A 15,147-nucleotide genomic window follows, 5' to 3' on the forward strand; every position below is an offset into this window, starting at 1 on the left:
AATTCTACGCTCTTTCTGATGCCGCCTTAAAATAATCTAGGAACTGTGTAGCTTTGATTTCGGCGTTTAGTTTTTTGTTAGCTAACGTTCCTTCTTTTTCCTGGATCATAATATAAAATTTGATCTTAGGTTCAGTACCCGATGGTCTTAAATAAACCTGGTTCCCGTTTTCGAAAAAGAAACCTATCACATTACTCTTAGGAAGTCCTTCGATTCCCTTTGAGTAGTCTTTAATATTTGCAATAGCATTCCCTAGAATGTTGTTATCGCTGAAGTTCCTGAAGTTTGTCATGATTCGTGAAATTTTTTCAGATCCTTCGATCCCAAAATAGTCCAAAGACAATAAATCTTCTCTAGAAAAACCGAATTCTTCATAGATTTTATCGAGAGCTTCAAGGAGGTTGCGACCTTTTAGCTTGTGGAAAAGGGCCACTTCCGCCATTTGAGACACCGAGCTCACACCATCTTTATCGCGAGCGAAAGTATGGCAAAGGTAACCGAATGACTCTTCTGTAGCGAAGATAAACTTCTTTTGCGGCTGAGTTTTTTCCAGCTCGTTCATTTTTCCACAGATCCATTTGAACCCAGTCAGAGTATTGAAAACTTCAACACCATAAGAGTGAGCGATAGTATCCAGGAGTGGAGTTGTTACGATTGATTTAACAACGTAGTTTTCTCCAGTCAGTGTTCCTTTTCTTTTCATTTCAGAAAGGATGTAGTGAACTTTTAAAATCCCGATCTGGTTACCTGTTAAGTATTCAACGACACCGTTAACTTTAATGGCAACGCCAAGACGATCTGTATCCGGATCTGAACCCATAACGATATCAGCTTTAAGTTTATCCATTAAATCTACGGCCATTTTTAATGCCGATGGATTTTCAGGGTTCGGGCTTTTTACAGTAGGGAATCTTCCGTCTGGTTGTGCTTGTTCTGGAACAACATGAACGTCAGTGAATCCTAAATCTTTCAGGGCACGCGAACATGGAACAAGACCTGCTCCGTGAATAGGAGTGTAGACGATCTTTAGTTTACCGCCATTCTCACGGCAAAGATCAGGATTGATCATCGCTTTATGAATGGCCTTGTAATAATTTTCTTCGACTTCATCCTTGATCCATTCAATCAGTCCTGCTTTTTCTCCGTCAGCAAATGGCATCACTTTTACAGAAGAAAAATCTGTAATCGAGTTGTAGTTGTTGATGATGTTTTGATCATTCGGTGGAGTCACTTGTGCTCCATCAGACCAGAAAACTTTGTATCCATTGTACTCAGGAGGATTGTGAGAGGCCGTCACCATAACTCCTGCCATCGACTTGTGAGTACGGATTGCAAAAGATAATAGAGCAACTGGATTTAAATGTTTGTAGATATAAGCTTTGATTCCATTACCGGCCATAACTTCAGCGGCCACTTGAGCCAATTCAAACGACATGATTCTTGAGTCATAACTGATGCACATGCTTGGGTTTGATGATTTTTGTGCAAGGACTTCAGAGCATAGTGCCTGAGTTGCTTTTCTAATCGTATAAATATTAATTCGGTTAATACCCTGACCTAGGATGCTTCTCATCCCACCAGTTCCAAACTCGAGGTCTTTATAGAAGCACTCGTCAATTTGTTTGGTATTGTTCGTATCTATGAGTGCTTGGATTTCTGCACGCGATTCAGGGCTAAAATAAGTGTTCTGGGCCCATGCTTTTGCTTTATCAAGAGTTGTTTTAGTACTCATACAATCTGTCCTCATTGGTTGATAGGGGGTTATTCTAGCAAATAACTCTTCATAGATCACAACTTTTTCGCTATGATGGTGAACGAAATATTCCGGAGGATTTATGGCCAATAAAATGATGAAACACAAAATGAACATACCAGGGCCTTGGTACTGCACAGATCCAGATGATGACAACGGAGAAGGGTGTATTGCCTGCAACGTTTGTTATACTGGTGCCCCTGAGTTTTTTAAAGAAGACGAAGATGGAAATGCGTACATTTATAAGCAACCGGTAAGTCCTGCAGATATCGAATTATGCCAAGAGCAATTAGAAGCTTGTCCTGTCGCTTCAATTGGTAAAGACGGTTAATGACGGCTTCAACGCTCGAAATTATCTCGACGATTTTATTTTTTATCGCAATCGTTCATACATTTTTGGTCAGCAAGTTCGAACATATTGCTGACCAAAAAGTTAAAGGATCAATGAGCGCGAATATTTGGCATTACCTTGCTGAAGTTGAAGTCGTTTTTGGACTGTGGGCGTTGGTTTTTATTACGGCTTACATTGCTCTTTCGGGTCCAACCGAAGCGATCCAGTATCTTGATACATTAAATTACACCGAACCTGCTTTTGTTTTTGTGATCATGTGTATAGCAGCAACAAGACCAGTCATCTTACTTGCGACTAAGATTATTCAATTCTTTGCCAGGCTTCTTCCTTTTCAGGAGAAGATGTCTTTTTATTTATCTGCTTTAATTATCGGGCCATTGCTTGGATCTTTTATTACAGAGCCGGCAACGATGACGGTCACAGCGCTTATTTTGCTTGATAGCTTTTACAAAGAACAAGTCTCACTGAGATTTAAATACGCAACAATGGGACTACTTTTTGTTAACGTTTCCATTGGGGGAACGCTGACTCATTTTGCAGCTCCGCCTGTTTTAATGGTCGCGACAAAATGGAACTGGGGAACTCTTTATATGCTCGAGCACTTCGGGTATAAATCAGTTCTGGCGATTATTATCTCAACTGCACTTTATGCATTCCATTTTAGAAAAGAGCTAAGCGGGTATGTAAAAGTAAAACAACAAAAAGATGATTATCTTATCCCGAAGTGGTGGAAGATTTTTGCTCACGTTGTCTTTTTATTTTTAGTTGTCTATACAGCTCATCATCCAAAAGTTTTCATTGGAGTTTTTTGTTTCTTCCTAGGATTTGTAAAAATCACCGAGAAGTATCAGGATGCTCTAAAAATTAAAACAGCATTTCTCGTTGCCTTTTTCCTGGCGGGATTAGTGACTCTAGGTTCAATGCAGGCATGGTGGCTTCAACCGTTATTATCAAAGATGGGTGATCTGACATTATTTTTGGGAGCGACAGCTCTGACGGCCATTACAGACAATGCGGCCTTGACTTATCTAGGTTCACTAGTCGATCTCTCAGATGCATCTAAATACGCTTTAGTGGCAGGAGCGGTGTGTGGTGGTGGATTAACGGTTATTGCAAACGCTCCAAACCCAGCTGGATTTGGAATTCTAAAAGATACATTTGGTGCTGATGGAATTAATCCAGTAAGACTTTTCTTGTATGCATTAATACCCACAATCATTTCTGTCTTATGTTTATTAATGCTCCCAAGTTTTAATTATTAAGGAAGAGTTTTCGGCTCAACTGTCGCAATCCATTTGTACGTATCAGCGACACGTCCTTCTTGAATCGCCAGAAGCTTTTCTCTTAACTCCATTGAGATTTTTCCTTCAGGGAAGTGAAGAGGGATACGCTCTCCATCTGATTCACCAAAGTAGTTAATCGGCGTAATGATGGCCGCTGTTCCGCAAGCGAAGGCCTCAGTACATCTTCCAGCTCTTATATCTTCAATCAATTCATTGATGTCGATATTTTTTTCGTGAACTGTGTAACCAGAGTCGCGAGCAAGAGCGATTAATGATTTTCTTGTAATACCATCTAAGATTGTATCGCTGATTTTCGGAGTACAAAGTTCATTGTTGATCACAACAAAAACGTTCATCCCTGACATTTCTTCGATGTATTTTCTTTCTCTGGCATCAAGCCAAAGTGTCTGAACAAATCCTAATTGTTTTGTTTTGATGGCCGCAGATAAACCAGCAGCATAGTTTCCACCAGCTTTTGCAAACCCAGTTCCACCAGGGAAAGCGCGTGCATTTTCTCTTTCGATGTAAACTGAAAGTCCTTCAGATGTGTTTGAAAAATATGATCCAGACGCTGAAGCAATAACCATGAAACGGAATTTTTCAGCAGGCTTAATTCCTAGAGACTCTTCAGTCGCAAACATAAACGGACGAAGATAAAGTGATTCACCTGATCTTCTTGGAACGAAGTTCGCTGTATAAGACACGAGTTCGAAAACTGAATCCATAAAAATATTATGAGGTATATGTGGCATCGCCATTCTTTCTGCAGAACGGTTGAAGCGCAAGTAGTTTTCTTCCGGACGGAAGATGAAAGGGCCTTGACCATTTACACGGTAAGCTTTCATTCCTTCAAAAATTTCCTGAGCGTAATGCAGAACTTTTGCTGTCGGATACATTGTGATCGGGCCGTAAGGAAGAAGCTCTAGTGGCCCCCATTTTCCTTTTTCATAAGTACAGCTCGCCATCACCGGAGTCATGACATTACCAAAACCTAAAGTCTCTGGAAGTTGGTAATCTGAAATGGCCTTTTTTAGACCAGGGTCTATCGTAATTTGAGTCATAACTATCCTAAATAAAAAGTATAAGCAAAAGTTGAGGCATTATATCCAATATTGCTCAAGAAACAAAAAAAAAAGCTTCGGATGACTAAACAAGTCGTAGGTTTTTAGCACTAATCAGTTAATTACGCTGCGAAGCTGAATAAAAATAAAGGTAGAAATTCCTAACTAACGCAAAGGAGATACCGATAAATTTAGCGGACAAGTTTTTACAATTCCAAAGAGAGAGAAGATTTTATGGATGATTTTGAAAAAGAAGTTAAGTTAGATTTTTTAACGGAAGCACTTCAACTGTTGGATGATTCTGAGCAGGCGTTTTTGGCACTGGAAAGTGACAAGCATAATGCTGATCTTATGAATCAGATTTTCAGACTCGCACATAACTTGAAGGGAACTTCGAGAGCTGTAGGTTTTGGAGATGTAGCAGAGTTCACTCATGAATTCGAAAACCTGATTTTACAATTGAAAGAAGGGAAGCTCGAAATCACTGATGCTATCGTATCACTTCTTCTTGAGTGTAACGATCACGTAAGTGTCATGATCAAAATGTTGAACATGGACTTGAACTCTCGTTTTGATTCAAAAGAAATCATCGAGAAAATTCTTTCAGCTCTTGCTGGGAAACTGGTTGTGGCCGCAAAACCACAAGCGACTGAAACACACGAAGAAGTCGTAGACGAAGAAACATTTTCATCAGAAGAAATTTCAGCAGAAGATATCGCTCTACTTCAGAGCTTTGAAGATAATTTAAATGCTCCGGCAGAAGTTCTTTCAATGGAACAAAAAGAAAAAAGAGCAGAGTCATTTTTTCCTTCTGAAAAACCAGCAATGGCCGCAGCTCCGGTTGTTGCACCAATTGAAGGTGTGGTTGTTCAAGATCAAAAGAAAGCTGCAGCTGTTAAAGGAAATAACGAAGACGACAGTATCCGTGTGAGTTTAGCTCGCGTTGAAATGTTGAACAACGTTGTTGGAGAGTTGGTTATCATCCAGACTGTGTTAAACCAACACAGAGAGGAAATTGAAAACCCTCTAATGTTAAAATCACTTTCTCAGTTGGCAAAACTTTCAAAAGAAATTCAAAACATTTCAATGAGCCTAAGAATGGTTCCATTGAAGCAGACTCTTCAAAAGATGCAAAGAATTGTCCGCGATACTTCTAAGGCCCTTGATAAAAAAGTTGTCCTGGAGTTAGTGGGTGAAGAGACAGAAATTGATAAAACAGTATTAGAGCATTTAGCGGATCCACTAGTTCACATCGTAAGAAACGCTGTTGACCACGGTCTTGAGTCGACTGAAGGTCGTCTTGCTGCCGGTAAAGATGAAGCTGGAGTGGTAACGATTAAAGCGTTCCACGAAGGAAATAACCTTGTTATCGAAATCAGCGATGACGGAAAAGGGATCAACGCAAAAGTCATTCGCGAAAAAGCGATTGAGAAAGGTGTGATCTCAGCAAACGCTACAATGAGTGAAGAAGAAATCGTAAATTTAATCTTCCACCCGGGATTCTCGACGAAATCAGAAGTTTCAGAAATTTCTGGACGTGGAGTTGGGATGGATGTTGTTAAGACCAACATCGAAAAACTTTCTGGGGAAGTAAAAGTTATCACAGAGATCGGGAAAGGATCAAAATTCAAAGTTGTTCTTCCATTAACTCTGGCGATTATCGAAGCAATGATCACGAAAATCGGTGATGAAAGATACATTATCCCTCTGGGACAAGTGTATGAGTCTCTTTCTCCGACAGCTGATATCGTTCACCACGTAAATGGTGTGGGTGACTGTTTGAAAATCAGAGGGGAAGTTATCCCGCTATTTAAGATTTCAAAAGCACTTCAAAGAAATCTTAATGAGAAACCACTGCACGAACAAATCGCGATCATCGTTAACACGAATGAGAGAAGTTTTGCAGTACTGGTTGACGATATTTTACACCAACAACAAGTTGTTATTAAGAAGTTGGGTGAAGAAATTAAGAACCAAAAAGGATTCATGGGTAGCTCGATTCTTGGAGACGGACGCCCGGCATTCATCTTGGATTTAATTGAATTGTTTGCAGGATCAATGAAGAAGAAAAAATCAACTTTTATAGACGACATGGCCGCATAGGGAGAATCAAATGGAAAAAGATAACGTAACAAAAATGAAAAAGACATCAACAAATGAACTAAGCCGTTTTATCGAGTTTAGTCTTGGAAACGAAGATTATGCAATCCCACTTCTAATGGTGAGAGAGGTAATTTCAGTTCCAGATACAACGCCAATTCCTAAATCACCAGCTCATTTTCTTGGGATCATGAACCTAAGAGGACAGGTTATTTCGGTTGTAGATTTAAGAAAAAAATTAAAAGTAGACGCTCGTCAGGATAAAGAAGAAGCAGTTATCATCGTTGATATTGGTGGAATGAACATTGGTGTGGTTGTCGATTCAATCAACAAAGTTCTAGCTTTCTCTTCTGAAGATGTAAGTGAAATGCCGGAAGTTGAGCACCAGGTTAACACGCATTTTATCTTTGGTGTTTATAAGAAAGAACACTCTCTTACTATTCTTCTGGATATCGCTAAGGTGTTAGACCTTAAAGATCTTGAAGCAATCAGTGGAATGAAGAAGGCCGCTTAATTAAAGTTTGAATTAAAAAGGTGTTGGGGAATCGTATGAGTCAGGCGGCAGTTGGTACAATTAGTAAAGACTTCGTAAATTTAATTGAAAAAGTTTCGAATGTTGTACATAAAATTTCAGGTAACCGTTTAGGTGATAAACAAGCTTATATGGTTGAGACGCGTGTAAAAAAACGCATGATGGAATTAGGACTTAAAACTGCTGACGAGTATGTTAAGTATATTGATCAAAACCTTGATCATGAATCTTACATTCTTGTAGGACTTATTACGACCCACCATACTTTCTTTTTCCGTGAATTCCCGCATTTTGAAATCTTAAAAGCAAAACTCCCAGAGTTACTTGCTGGAGCAAAAAAGCGTGGAGATAAAAATTTAACGGTTTGGTCGGCAGCTTGCTCACGTGGACACGAAGTGTATTCACTGGCAATGTTCCTGGATTTTCATATCCCGCAAATTGACCCTTCAATGTCATTTAAAATTTTAGGAACGGACATCGATGGGGAGTCGGTTAAAATCGCCAACAACGGTGTTTATCACCACAATGAAATCAAAGAAATTCCTATGAACTTCATGGGGAATAACTGGGCAAAGGGGACAGGCGATATCGCCATGTACGCTAAGGTTAAATCAAACCTTAAATCAAAGTGTGAATTCAAACCAGGAAACTTACTGAAAGTTTCTGAAGCAGTTAAAGATCAAAAATTTGATGTCATTTTCTGCCGTAACGTTTTTATTTATTTTGAAACTCCTCAGATCGAAGCGATTTCAAAAGAGCTGATCGCGAGACTTCATCCGCACGGTGTTTATTTCTCGGGGATTTCAGAGCCGCTATCGGGAATGAAGCTTGAGATTAATTCAATCGGGCCATCAGCTTATATGCATAAAGCAGCAACACCGACTGCATCCGCTAAAGCACCGACACCTGCGGCCGCTGGAAATGTTCTTCCAATGAGAAGTGCAGCAGTGGCCCCATCACCAGTGTCGTACCAACCACAAATTTTAAGAGTTATGTGTGTGGACGACTCACCAAGTATCCTTACACTTCTAAAGAAAGTGTTAACTCCAGAACATGGATTTGAAGTGGTAGCGACAGCTATCAACGGTAAAGATGCCATGGAAAAAATGAAAACTATAAAAATCGATTTAATGACTCTCGATATTCACATGCCGGAAATGGATGGTATTGCTTATCTGGAAAAAAATCATACGAAATCTCACCCTCCGGTCATGATTATTTCATCGGCCTCAAGAGCGGACTCTGATACAGCAATGAGAGCGTTTAAGTTTGGTGCTACGGACTACGTAGAAAAGCCTGCTCTAACGAACCTTGAAGAGCGTGGAGAAGAGATTAGAACGAAGTTAAAATCAATTGCAGGAAGTGCACAACGTCCAATGGTTTCTTCTTTTGATAAAGAAAACCAGAAGACATTTGTGATCGCTAACCCTGAAAAGAAAATGCGTGTGATGCTGGGATCTCTTTCTGATCTTCCAATGTTCAAAGCATTTTTTAATGAAACAGATAACTCTCAACCGCCAACTTTCATTTTCTTTGAAGGTGCCGGAGAGATTTTAGAAGGGATTGTAAAAGAGCATCAAAGAGATTTTAAAAAATCTGTTGTGTTTTTTGATAGCATGGAGACAAAACTTGCTCCAAATACAATTTACTTTGTAGATTTTAAGAAATACTTCTCAATGGTTCACAGTAAATATGGAACTATGCCAACGTCGATTATGGCGTATGGAAATACATCTGCTCATGCAGCTAAGCAAGTCTCAGCATGGCGTGGAGTTGAATTGTTACTTGAAGATTTAGGTGAAAAAGGAAACGCTAAACATCCGTTGAAGGCCTATGCTTCAGATGTTGTCCCGGCGACAAGCTTTCCGTATATGTCATGCCGTTACCTGAGTACAAAGTAATCGTTTATGAAAAAGATGAGATCACTACATATTCAGACGAAAAAAGATGGGGGGGAGTTTTTAACAGCTCTTTTTCCCGGTGACGCTTTTCTTTCTTTTCACCATTCATCTAATGATTGTTTTGGAGTTTATGTAAAGAGAAGTGATCTTGGTAAACCAGTATTTGAAAAAATATTTGCTGAAGTCAGCGAATATTTTGCACATGATCTGAGTAAAGTAGAGATGAAGGTGATTGGTGCCAAAAAATCAATTGCTGAAGTAAGCAGCTTTTTTGATCAGAAGAAATTTCAATCGATCAAAAAAGTCGATAAAGAAACCCAGGTGGAAGTTTGTTTCCTTCCTGAGATTAATAAAGTGCGCGTATCGATAGAAGGAGCAGCTCCAACTGTAACATCTGCTTTCACACCGAAAGTGATGCCTTCAAAATTTAAAGTTTTAATTGTTGATGACTCAAAAACCATCAGAACAATTTTATCTAAGATCTTTTTAAGTGACCCCATGTTTGAAGTATGTGCGATGGCAGAAAGACCTTCTGAAGTCGAAGCACTTATTATAAAACATAAGCCAGACGTTATTACACTTGATATTCACATGCCGGAAATGGATGGGGTAACGTTATTAAAAACGATTATCGCACCTAAGTATTACATTCCAACGGTGATGATTTCCTCAATCAGTATGGCCGAAGGGCCGATGGTTTTAGACGCTCTTGAAAACGGTGCCGTCGACTATATTCAAAAACCGGAAATGTCAGAAATCGCCAGCGTGACACCTTTCATTTTGGAAAAGGTAAGAACAGCGGCCATGGCCAATGTTAATAAAACAAGCAGAAGAGAAAGGACTCAAGCAGTCCAGACTAAAGAGCTGTGTAATCTGGATTCGCTTATTGTTCTTGGTTCATCAACAGGTGGAACAGAAGCAATCAGAGAGATCCTGACTGCGCTTCCAAATAAAATTCCTCCGATGCTGATTGTTCAGCATATTCCTGCTGTCTTCTCACTGGCCTTTGCCAAGAGAATGAACGAGCTTTGTCCCTTTGATGTGAAAGAAGCAGAAGATGGTGATGAAGTAAGGCAGAACCGCGTTTTAATCGCTCCTGGTGGCTTCCAGATGAAGATGGTTCAAAAGAATGGGAAAGTCTTTGTTGAGATCAACGATGATGCTCCAGTGAATCGTTTTAAGCCTTCAGTTGATTACATGTTTATGACGGTCGCTAAGAATATCTACACGCATACAGTTGCTGTTATCTTAACTGGAATGGGGAAAGATGGGGCGAAAGGGATGCTGGAGCTTAGAAATCTTGGAGTGAGAACCATTGCTCAGGATGAAGCGACATCTGTTGTATTTGGTATGCCGAAAGAGGCGATCAATATTGGTGCAGCGGAGTTTACAGAGTCGTTGGGGAATATTGCCGAGAGGATTACGTTACTGACCAATCAAAAAAAAAGTAGAAAAGAAGTTTCATGAATAAAAAAGGGCCTCTTAGAGGCCCTTTTTTTATTATAATTTTGAAAAACTAAATACAGGTGGCTCCATACCACACGTTCCACTTACTCCACCACAAGTCGAGTGTGCTGAATCGCAAACTTTTCCAGTAGGATTAACTGTAAATTTTCCAGATGAAGTTCCAGTGATAACTAGCGGAGACGCTAAGTTAAATCCGTGAGTATTTACACCTAAAGTAAGTGGAGGATTAAAAGCATCATTACCTCCAGTCGTTACACCTGTCGACAGGTAAATCGATACACGGTCTGCCCCAGGTGTCCCATAAACCCCTGCATTGGCCCCATTCGTTCCTGTACAGCTCGTAGTAGATCCATCAATCAGCTTGCTGGAACCACCGTTATCAGAGCGGCAGATATCCAGGTTGCGTGGAGTGCTGGCAACGCAATTCCCACTGGTCGATGTGGTGCTTGGTGTGAAGGATAGGACATCTGAAAATTCAATAACAATACAATTGTATGTTCCATTGGCCAGTACGCCATTACCAAGATCCGGGTTAGATAAAAAATTAACGGCAACGGGAGTATTTCCATTGTCGACAACAGTGATGAGGTCGGTGCAAAGAGCACTGGTTGAAACGGCCATCTTATAAACTTTAAAAGTGAGAGCACTTGCAGACAGGCCAATATCTCCGGCGTTGTCTACAGCATGAGCGACCGGCAGTATTGATAAGCAGTTTACAATGAGAAAGGTTTTAAAAATGTTTTTCATAAATTGATCCTTTAATGGTTAATAATTTTTTTACTGCAAATAATAATTAAGAACCAGATCCTTTTAGTGAAAATGTATTTCCGCTTCCCGTTGTATCTGCTTTTTTACCACAAGCAGTTAGCGAGATTATCGTTATAAGAATAATTGAAATAATAAATAATTTTTTCATAAAGTTCCCCTGTTGAGACACTTGTCGTGAGTCGCTAGGGTGAGTTTAGTCTTATTAAGGATGGGGAAACTAAATTGTGGTGGATGTATTAAATAATGAGGAGATAGTGAAATTACCTTAACTCCTTAGGTAAACTTCTTAATGTTGATTTGGCATTTATTTGTGTCAGGTGAAAGAACAAACAGGTGAAAATCTTTTTTTGAAAACATTATCCATTGATTAAAGTAAAAAGCTTTGTCGCAGTATCTTTTACAGAAGTCGAGAGCTGCATAACTTGATTTGCATTTTCAGAAACGCTTTGCGAGGCAGCACTATTTTTATTTGTTATCTCATCAATTAGGCCCATTGCTTTATTGACTTCATCAATTCCTTGCGACTGCTCTCTGGAAGCACCGGCCACCTCTGAAACTAAAGACTGGGCGGAAGCTGAGGCATTGCTGATCTCGTTCAAAATAAGATCACATTGTTTTGCTTTATCAATCCCAAGTGCAATTTTATCTTTTCCATCATGAATCAGGATTTCTACTTGAGATTTAGTTGTAGAGACAATCTTATTAACCTTGTTGATACTTTCATCGAGTTGAATCTTTATTTCATTGGCAGCACTTCCACTCATTTGAGCGAGGTTTCCAATTTCTTCAGCTACTACCGCAAATCCTTTTCCTTGCTCGCCGGCGCGGGCCGCCTCAACAGATGCATTAAAAGATAGGAGTTTGGTTTGAAAAACAATGTCGTTAATAACATTTGTTTTATCAGCAATGTTCTTAATAACCTGAACCATCTCGCTTAATTCAGCATTATTTTTTGACATGAATGAGTTAAAAGAATCATTGTTTTCACTGATTTCGTTCATGGCATTAAGCATTTCGACTAGTGCTTTCTGTCCGCTTTTGACTGATTCAAGACTTTCCTGAGATGATACTTTCGCGTTGTTGGCATTGTCTGAATTTCTTCCGATCATTGCGGCTATCTCTTCAATACTTGCGGCCGTCTCTTGTACCGCTGCTGCCTGTTGAGTTGCACAGGTTGAAAGCTCAGCACTAAGGAATTTCATAGAGTCAGATGAATTAATAAGAAGAGGTGTTGTCTGGTTGAGTTCATTAGTTAATTCACTGAGCTGTCTTGTGAGCTTTTTAATAAAATTATAACTAAAGATGCTAAATCCAACGAGGGCGGCGAGAGGGGCCCAGATAGATAAGCGAAGTATAAGTTCTATATCTTGAGCTATCTTGTTGATATCTTCTGTAAAGTTTACGGTTGCTTGCTTTAAAAAAGCATCGACTTCTTTCTGTAATTCTAATGATGCCTTGTCGAAATTAGGCATGTAAGTATTTCCGGCCTTAGTTCCTTTTGTTATGTAAAGATTGGCCATAGTCACACCCGTTTTATAATATAAATCGGATAATTTTTTTATAGTATCAAGCGATACCATCATCTCTTGATTATTATTTTCGCTGGCGAGCTTTCTTTCTTCATCAATGTTTTGTAAAAGTGCTCGATAATTATTCTCTGCTTCTTTTAAACCGTCATCCAGACCATCTTCACCTCGAGTTGCACCAATGTCAGAAATAAATTGTTGTATTTGTACGACGTGAATTTTCGTTTTTTGAGAATATCTATAATGTGAAAAATTGAGTTTAAGATTTTTCAGATTCGTACTTTTTATATTACTTAAATAAAAAATGACAAAGGCAGCAAAGGATAAGAAAAAGAGAAAAGATACAATTTGTCCAAAAGAGATTTTTCGCCCAAGTGAGTGTGCCAAAGTATATCCTTGATGAATAATATTTAAAGTAGAGTTTAATAATGAATGAAACTCTATTTTTAAAATATGATTAATATCATAATGATCAAAAAGTGTAGGTTATGTATTCAAATATGCAGTGAAAGTAATTTTATTTATTTAAAAGTGTCAGGATTAATTAACAATAGTGAAGTTGCTTAGGTGAACTTCTTAAAAATGATTCGGAGTTTTTTGTATTAAGTAGGAAAGGATATGGAAGTTTGTATAATTAAAAATTAACTGATCTTTTATTTATCTGGAAAACTTGATCCAGTATTGGAACGGGCCTCGTCCTTTTTTCTTGTTGAATTATTTTCTGCAGAAATAATTTCACCGGCCATGAAAATTGTATTAACGCCTTTTTTTTCTTTTTTACACTGATATACAGGGATTCCTGTCTCTTTCATTTTTGCCAATGTCTCGTCTGATACCAGGTTATAGTTTTTTATTTTTGCAGAGTCGACTTGGTAGTTTATTTTCTCAGGACAGTTGACGATAAAATGTGAAACATCACTGAAGCATACATCGCCCCATATTTGAGCTTCCCAGTAGTCAGTTTTATCTTTTCGAATTTCTTTATAGTCTGCTTTGGTATTTAGAGGAATGGCCTGGCCTATAACTTTTAAAGAGTCCTGGGCCGTAAAGGTCGAGCGGTCTTTCACATCACTTTTCATGACAGCATAGATGTTCCCATAACTTTCTGAATAAGACAGAGGAGAGACGTCTTCCATTGGTTTTGTCGGAACCAGATAGGCATACTTAGGGCGAATGCGATGGCTCTTATCATTTGGATCAGTCAGGACTTTGGCATTTCCATCAATATTAGCACCGATAAGAATTGTCTCTGCTCTTTGGCGCTTTGAGCGCGAAGCAAAGCCTTTTGAGGAATTTGTTTGAAATTGATTTCTAAAACAGCCTCTTCTGATGCTATCAAAATTCTTGTCACTAAAGGCCAGCTGTATTTCAGTGTCTCGATAAAAATCGTAAGAGTTTTTACTTTCTTTTATTGCTTTATCTTTCTCCTTAAGTCTTGCCACCAGACTTATGCCAATAGTGCGAGAGTCTTTTTCCTGGATGATTTGTTTCGGAACTTCATCGCCTGTTTTTAAAGTTAAAATATCAGGAACTATTTTTTTAAGGACTCCGTCGATGAATGTGCGGGCCTGACTATCCAATGGATCTTTGACAATCGGAGTGCATGTGAGTGTGTTGTTAATGCATTTAATGTGATCGACTTTTTGAGTCTTTCCATTAGGCATGACGGCCATGCAAAATTTGTTTTTAGTGCCAGTCCATTTATATAGAATATCGTCAGCACTCATAGTGTTGGTGGTTAGGATTAAGAAAAGAGTTAAGAGAGCTTTCACGTTATTATTTCCTAAAAGGAGATAATAACGTTTCGGGCATGTTGATGAAAATAGTTAAATAGTCAGGTATTTAAAAAAGGAGCTTATTTTGTTTTAGTGCATGTAATATCAGCGAATTTTTGAAAACCATTCACTTTATTATGAATATATACATACCCACTGAATTGACCTTCCGCTGTTGCCCCTATAGCTGCTCCAAGACGTTCTGCCTGATCAGTATTTTCCAGGCACATGAAAGCTGCACCAGTAACCTGGCATGGCATTGGGACTCTGATGTTTGCGACAGTCACCAGGCCTTGGGCCGTGTAAGAAGACTCTTCGTGATTGATCACTAGTGACACTGATTTATCTGCCGAGAGGCAAGTCCATTCAGTATTTTCTGCTGCATTAACTGAAGAGATTAAAAGTAATGTTGCTGCAATTAAGAAAGGGTATTTCATAAGTTCTCCTTAAATTTTTTGCCAGATTATAACTAACAGAGGGGTTGGTATAGAGATTCATCGGAACGAAGTGTTGCTGTGTTGTAAAAAAGAAAAAGGAGCTTTTAGGTGCTATCTACGATCAGGTGACTCAATGATCTATTTGGGAAAGACCGAGTATATAGTTTGTACTTATGCTCTAACTTTCTGGAA

13 protein-coding genes are annotated in these 15,147 nt (G+C 39.0%); 6 read left to right on the forward strand and 7 right to left on the reverse strand.

Annotated elements, in window-relative coordinates; all coding sequences use genetic code 11:
- Positions 1-4 precede the first annotated feature (4 nt).
- Positions 5-1,732 carry a phospho-sugar mutase gene (locus SHI21_RS16280; RefSeq protein ID WP_323577947.1) on the reverse strand — a complete coding sequence of 576 codons (1,728 nt, stop codon included), beginning with the start codon at positions 1,730-1,732 and terminating at the stop codon, positions 5-7.
- A 103-nt stretch (positions 1,733-1,835) separates the two neighbouring features.
- Here SHI21_RS16280 and SHI21_RS16285 point away from each other — a divergent pair, with 103 nt between their 5' ends.
- Positions 1,836-2,084 (forward strand): ferredoxin, encoded by a 249-nt coding sequence (locus SHI21_RS16285; RefSeq protein WP_323577948.1) that lies wholly within the window; start codon positions 1,836-1,838, stop codon positions 2,082-2,084.
- On the forward strand, positions 2,084-3,367 hold the full coding sequence (locus SHI21_RS16290) for a putative Na+/H+ antiporter (RefSeq protein WP_323577950.1): 1,284 nt from the start codon (positions 2,084-2,086) through the stop codon (positions 3,365-3,367). The genes SHI21_RS16285 and SHI21_RS16290 overlap by 1 nt, the downstream gene beginning before the upstream one ends.
- Here SHI21_RS16290 and SHI21_RS16295 read toward each other — a convergent pair.
- Positions 3,364-4,449 carry a branched-chain amino acid aminotransferase gene (locus SHI21_RS16295; RefSeq protein ID WP_323577952.1) on the reverse strand — a complete coding sequence of 362 codons (1,086 nt, stop codon included), beginning with the start codon at positions 4,447-4,449 and terminating at the stop codon, positions 3,364-3,366. The two genes, SHI21_RS16290 and SHI21_RS16295, sit on opposite strands and share 4 nt — an antisense overlap.
- A 234-nt stretch (positions 4,450-4,683) precedes the next feature.
- Between SHI21_RS16295 and SHI21_RS16300 the strand changes: the two genes are divergently transcribed.
- From SHI21_RS16300 to cheB, 4 genes are read left to right on the forward strand one after another with little or no spacing between them, the layout of a single operon-like run.
- Positions 4,684-6,552: a chemotaxis protein CheA gene (locus SHI21_RS16300; RefSeq protein ID WP_323577953.1), complete on the forward strand. Its 1,869-nt coding sequence runs from the start codon at positions 4,684-4,686 to the stop codon at positions 6,550-6,552.
- A gap of 10 nt (positions 6,553-6,562) precedes the next feature.
- A complete protein-coding gene (locus SHI21_RS16305) occupies positions 6,563-7,063 on the forward strand; it encodes a chemotaxis protein CheW (RefSeq protein ID WP_323577954.1) in 501 nt (166 codons plus the stop codon).
- 35 nt (positions 7,064-7,098) lie between these two features.
- Complete coding sequence (locus tag SHI21_RS16310) at positions 7,099-8,982, forward strand: CheR family methyltransferase (protein ID WP_323577955.1); 1,884 nt, start codon at positions 7,099-7,101, stop codon at positions 8,980-8,982.
- 6 nt (positions 8,983-8,988) lie between these two features.
- A complete protein-coding gene (gene cheB / locus SHI21_RS16315; protein ID WP_323577956.1) occupies positions 8,989-10,449 on the forward strand; it encodes a chemotaxis-specific protein-glutamate methyltransferase CheB in 1,461 nt (486 codons plus the stop codon).
- 33 nt (positions 10,450-10,482) lie between these two features.
- On the opposite strand, the gene SHI21_RS16320 is transcribed toward cheB, so the two are convergent.
- From SHI21_RS16320 to SHI21_RS16340, 5 genes are all read right to left on the reverse strand, one after another.
- Positions 10,483-11,196 carry a hypothetical protein gene (locus tag SHI21_RS16320; protein ID WP_323577957.1) on the reverse strand — a complete coding sequence of 238 codons (714 nt, stop codon included), beginning with the start codon at positions 11,194-11,196 and terminating at the stop codon, positions 10,483-10,485.
- A gap of 46 nt (positions 11,197-11,242) precedes the next feature.
- Entirely contained in the window at positions 11,243-11,365 is a 123-nt protein-coding gene (locus SHI21_RS16325) for a hypothetical protein (protein ID WP_323577958.1), read from the reverse strand.
- Positions 11,366-11,573: 208 nt separating this feature from the next.
- Positions 11,574-13,130 (reverse strand): methyl-accepting chemotaxis protein, encoded by a 1,557-nt coding sequence (locus tag SHI21_RS16330; protein ID WP_323577959.1) that lies wholly within the window; start codon positions 13,128-13,130, stop codon positions 11,574-11,576.
- A 266-nt stretch (positions 13,131-13,396) separates the two neighbouring features.
- Positions 13,397-14,515, reverse strand: coding sequence for a hypothetical protein (locus SHI21_RS16335; RefSeq protein WP_323577960.1), 1,119 nt, complete (start codon positions 14,513-14,515; stop codon positions 13,397-13,399).
- An 83-nt stretch (positions 14,516-14,598) separates the two neighbouring features.
- Entirely contained in the window at positions 14,599-14,955 is a 357-nt protein-coding gene (locus tag SHI21_RS16340) for a hypothetical protein (protein ID WP_323577961.1), read from the reverse strand.
- Between the last annotated feature and the right edge of the window lie 192 nt (positions 14,956-15,147).

The sequence above is a fragment of the Bacteriovorax sp. PP10 genome (assembly GCF_035013165.1).
Taxonomy (GTDB): Bacteria; Bdellovibrionota; Bacteriovoracia; order Bacteriovoracales; family Bacteriovoracaceae; genus Bacteriovorax; species Bacteriovorax antarcticus.

Excerpts from the sequence above, each read along its gene's own strand:
- SHI21_RS16320 (WP_323577957.1), bottom strand. The coding sequence starts at position 11,196 with ATGAAAAACATTTTTAAAACCTTTCTCATTGTAAACTGCTTATCAATA.
- cheB (WP_323577956.1), top strand. The coding sequence starts at position 8,989 with ATGAAAAAGATGAGATCACTACATATTCAGACGAAAAAAGATGGGGGG.
- SHI21_RS16300 (WP_323577953.1), top strand. The coding sequence starts at position 4,684 with ATGGATGATTTTGAAAAAGAAGTTAAGTTAGATTTTTTAACGGAAGCA.
- SHI21_RS16280 (WP_323577947.1), bottom strand. The coding sequence starts at position 1,732 with ATGAGTACTAAAACAACTCTTGATAAAGCAAAAGCATGGGCCCAGAAC.
- SHI21_RS16340 (WP_323577961.1), bottom strand. The coding sequence starts at position 14,955 with ATGAAATACCCTTTCTTAATTGCAGCAACATTACTTTTAATCTCTTCA.
- SHI21_RS16295 (WP_323577952.1), bottom strand. The coding sequence starts at position 4,449 with ATGACTCAAATTACGATAGACCCTGGTCTAAAAAAGGCCATTTCAGAT.
- SHI21_RS16305 (WP_323577954.1), top strand. The coding sequence starts at position 6,563 with ATGGAAAAAGATAACGTAACAAAAATGAAAAAGACATCAACAAATGAA.
- SHI21_RS16310 (WP_323577955.1), top strand. The coding sequence starts at position 7,099 with ATGAGTCAGGCGGCAGTTGGTACAATTAGTAAAGACTTCGTAAATTTA.
- SHI21_RS16285 (WP_323577948.1), top strand. The coding sequence starts at position 1,836 with ATGGCCAATAAAATGATGAAACACAAAATGAACATACCAGGGCCTTGG.
- SHI21_RS16325 (WP_323577958.1), bottom strand. The coding sequence starts at position 11,365 with ATGAAAAAATTATTTATTATTTCAATTATTCTTATAACGATAATCTCG.
- SHI21_RS16290 (WP_323577950.1), top strand. The coding sequence starts at position 2,084 with ATGACGGCTTCAACGCTCGAAATTATCTCGACGATTTTATTTTTTATC.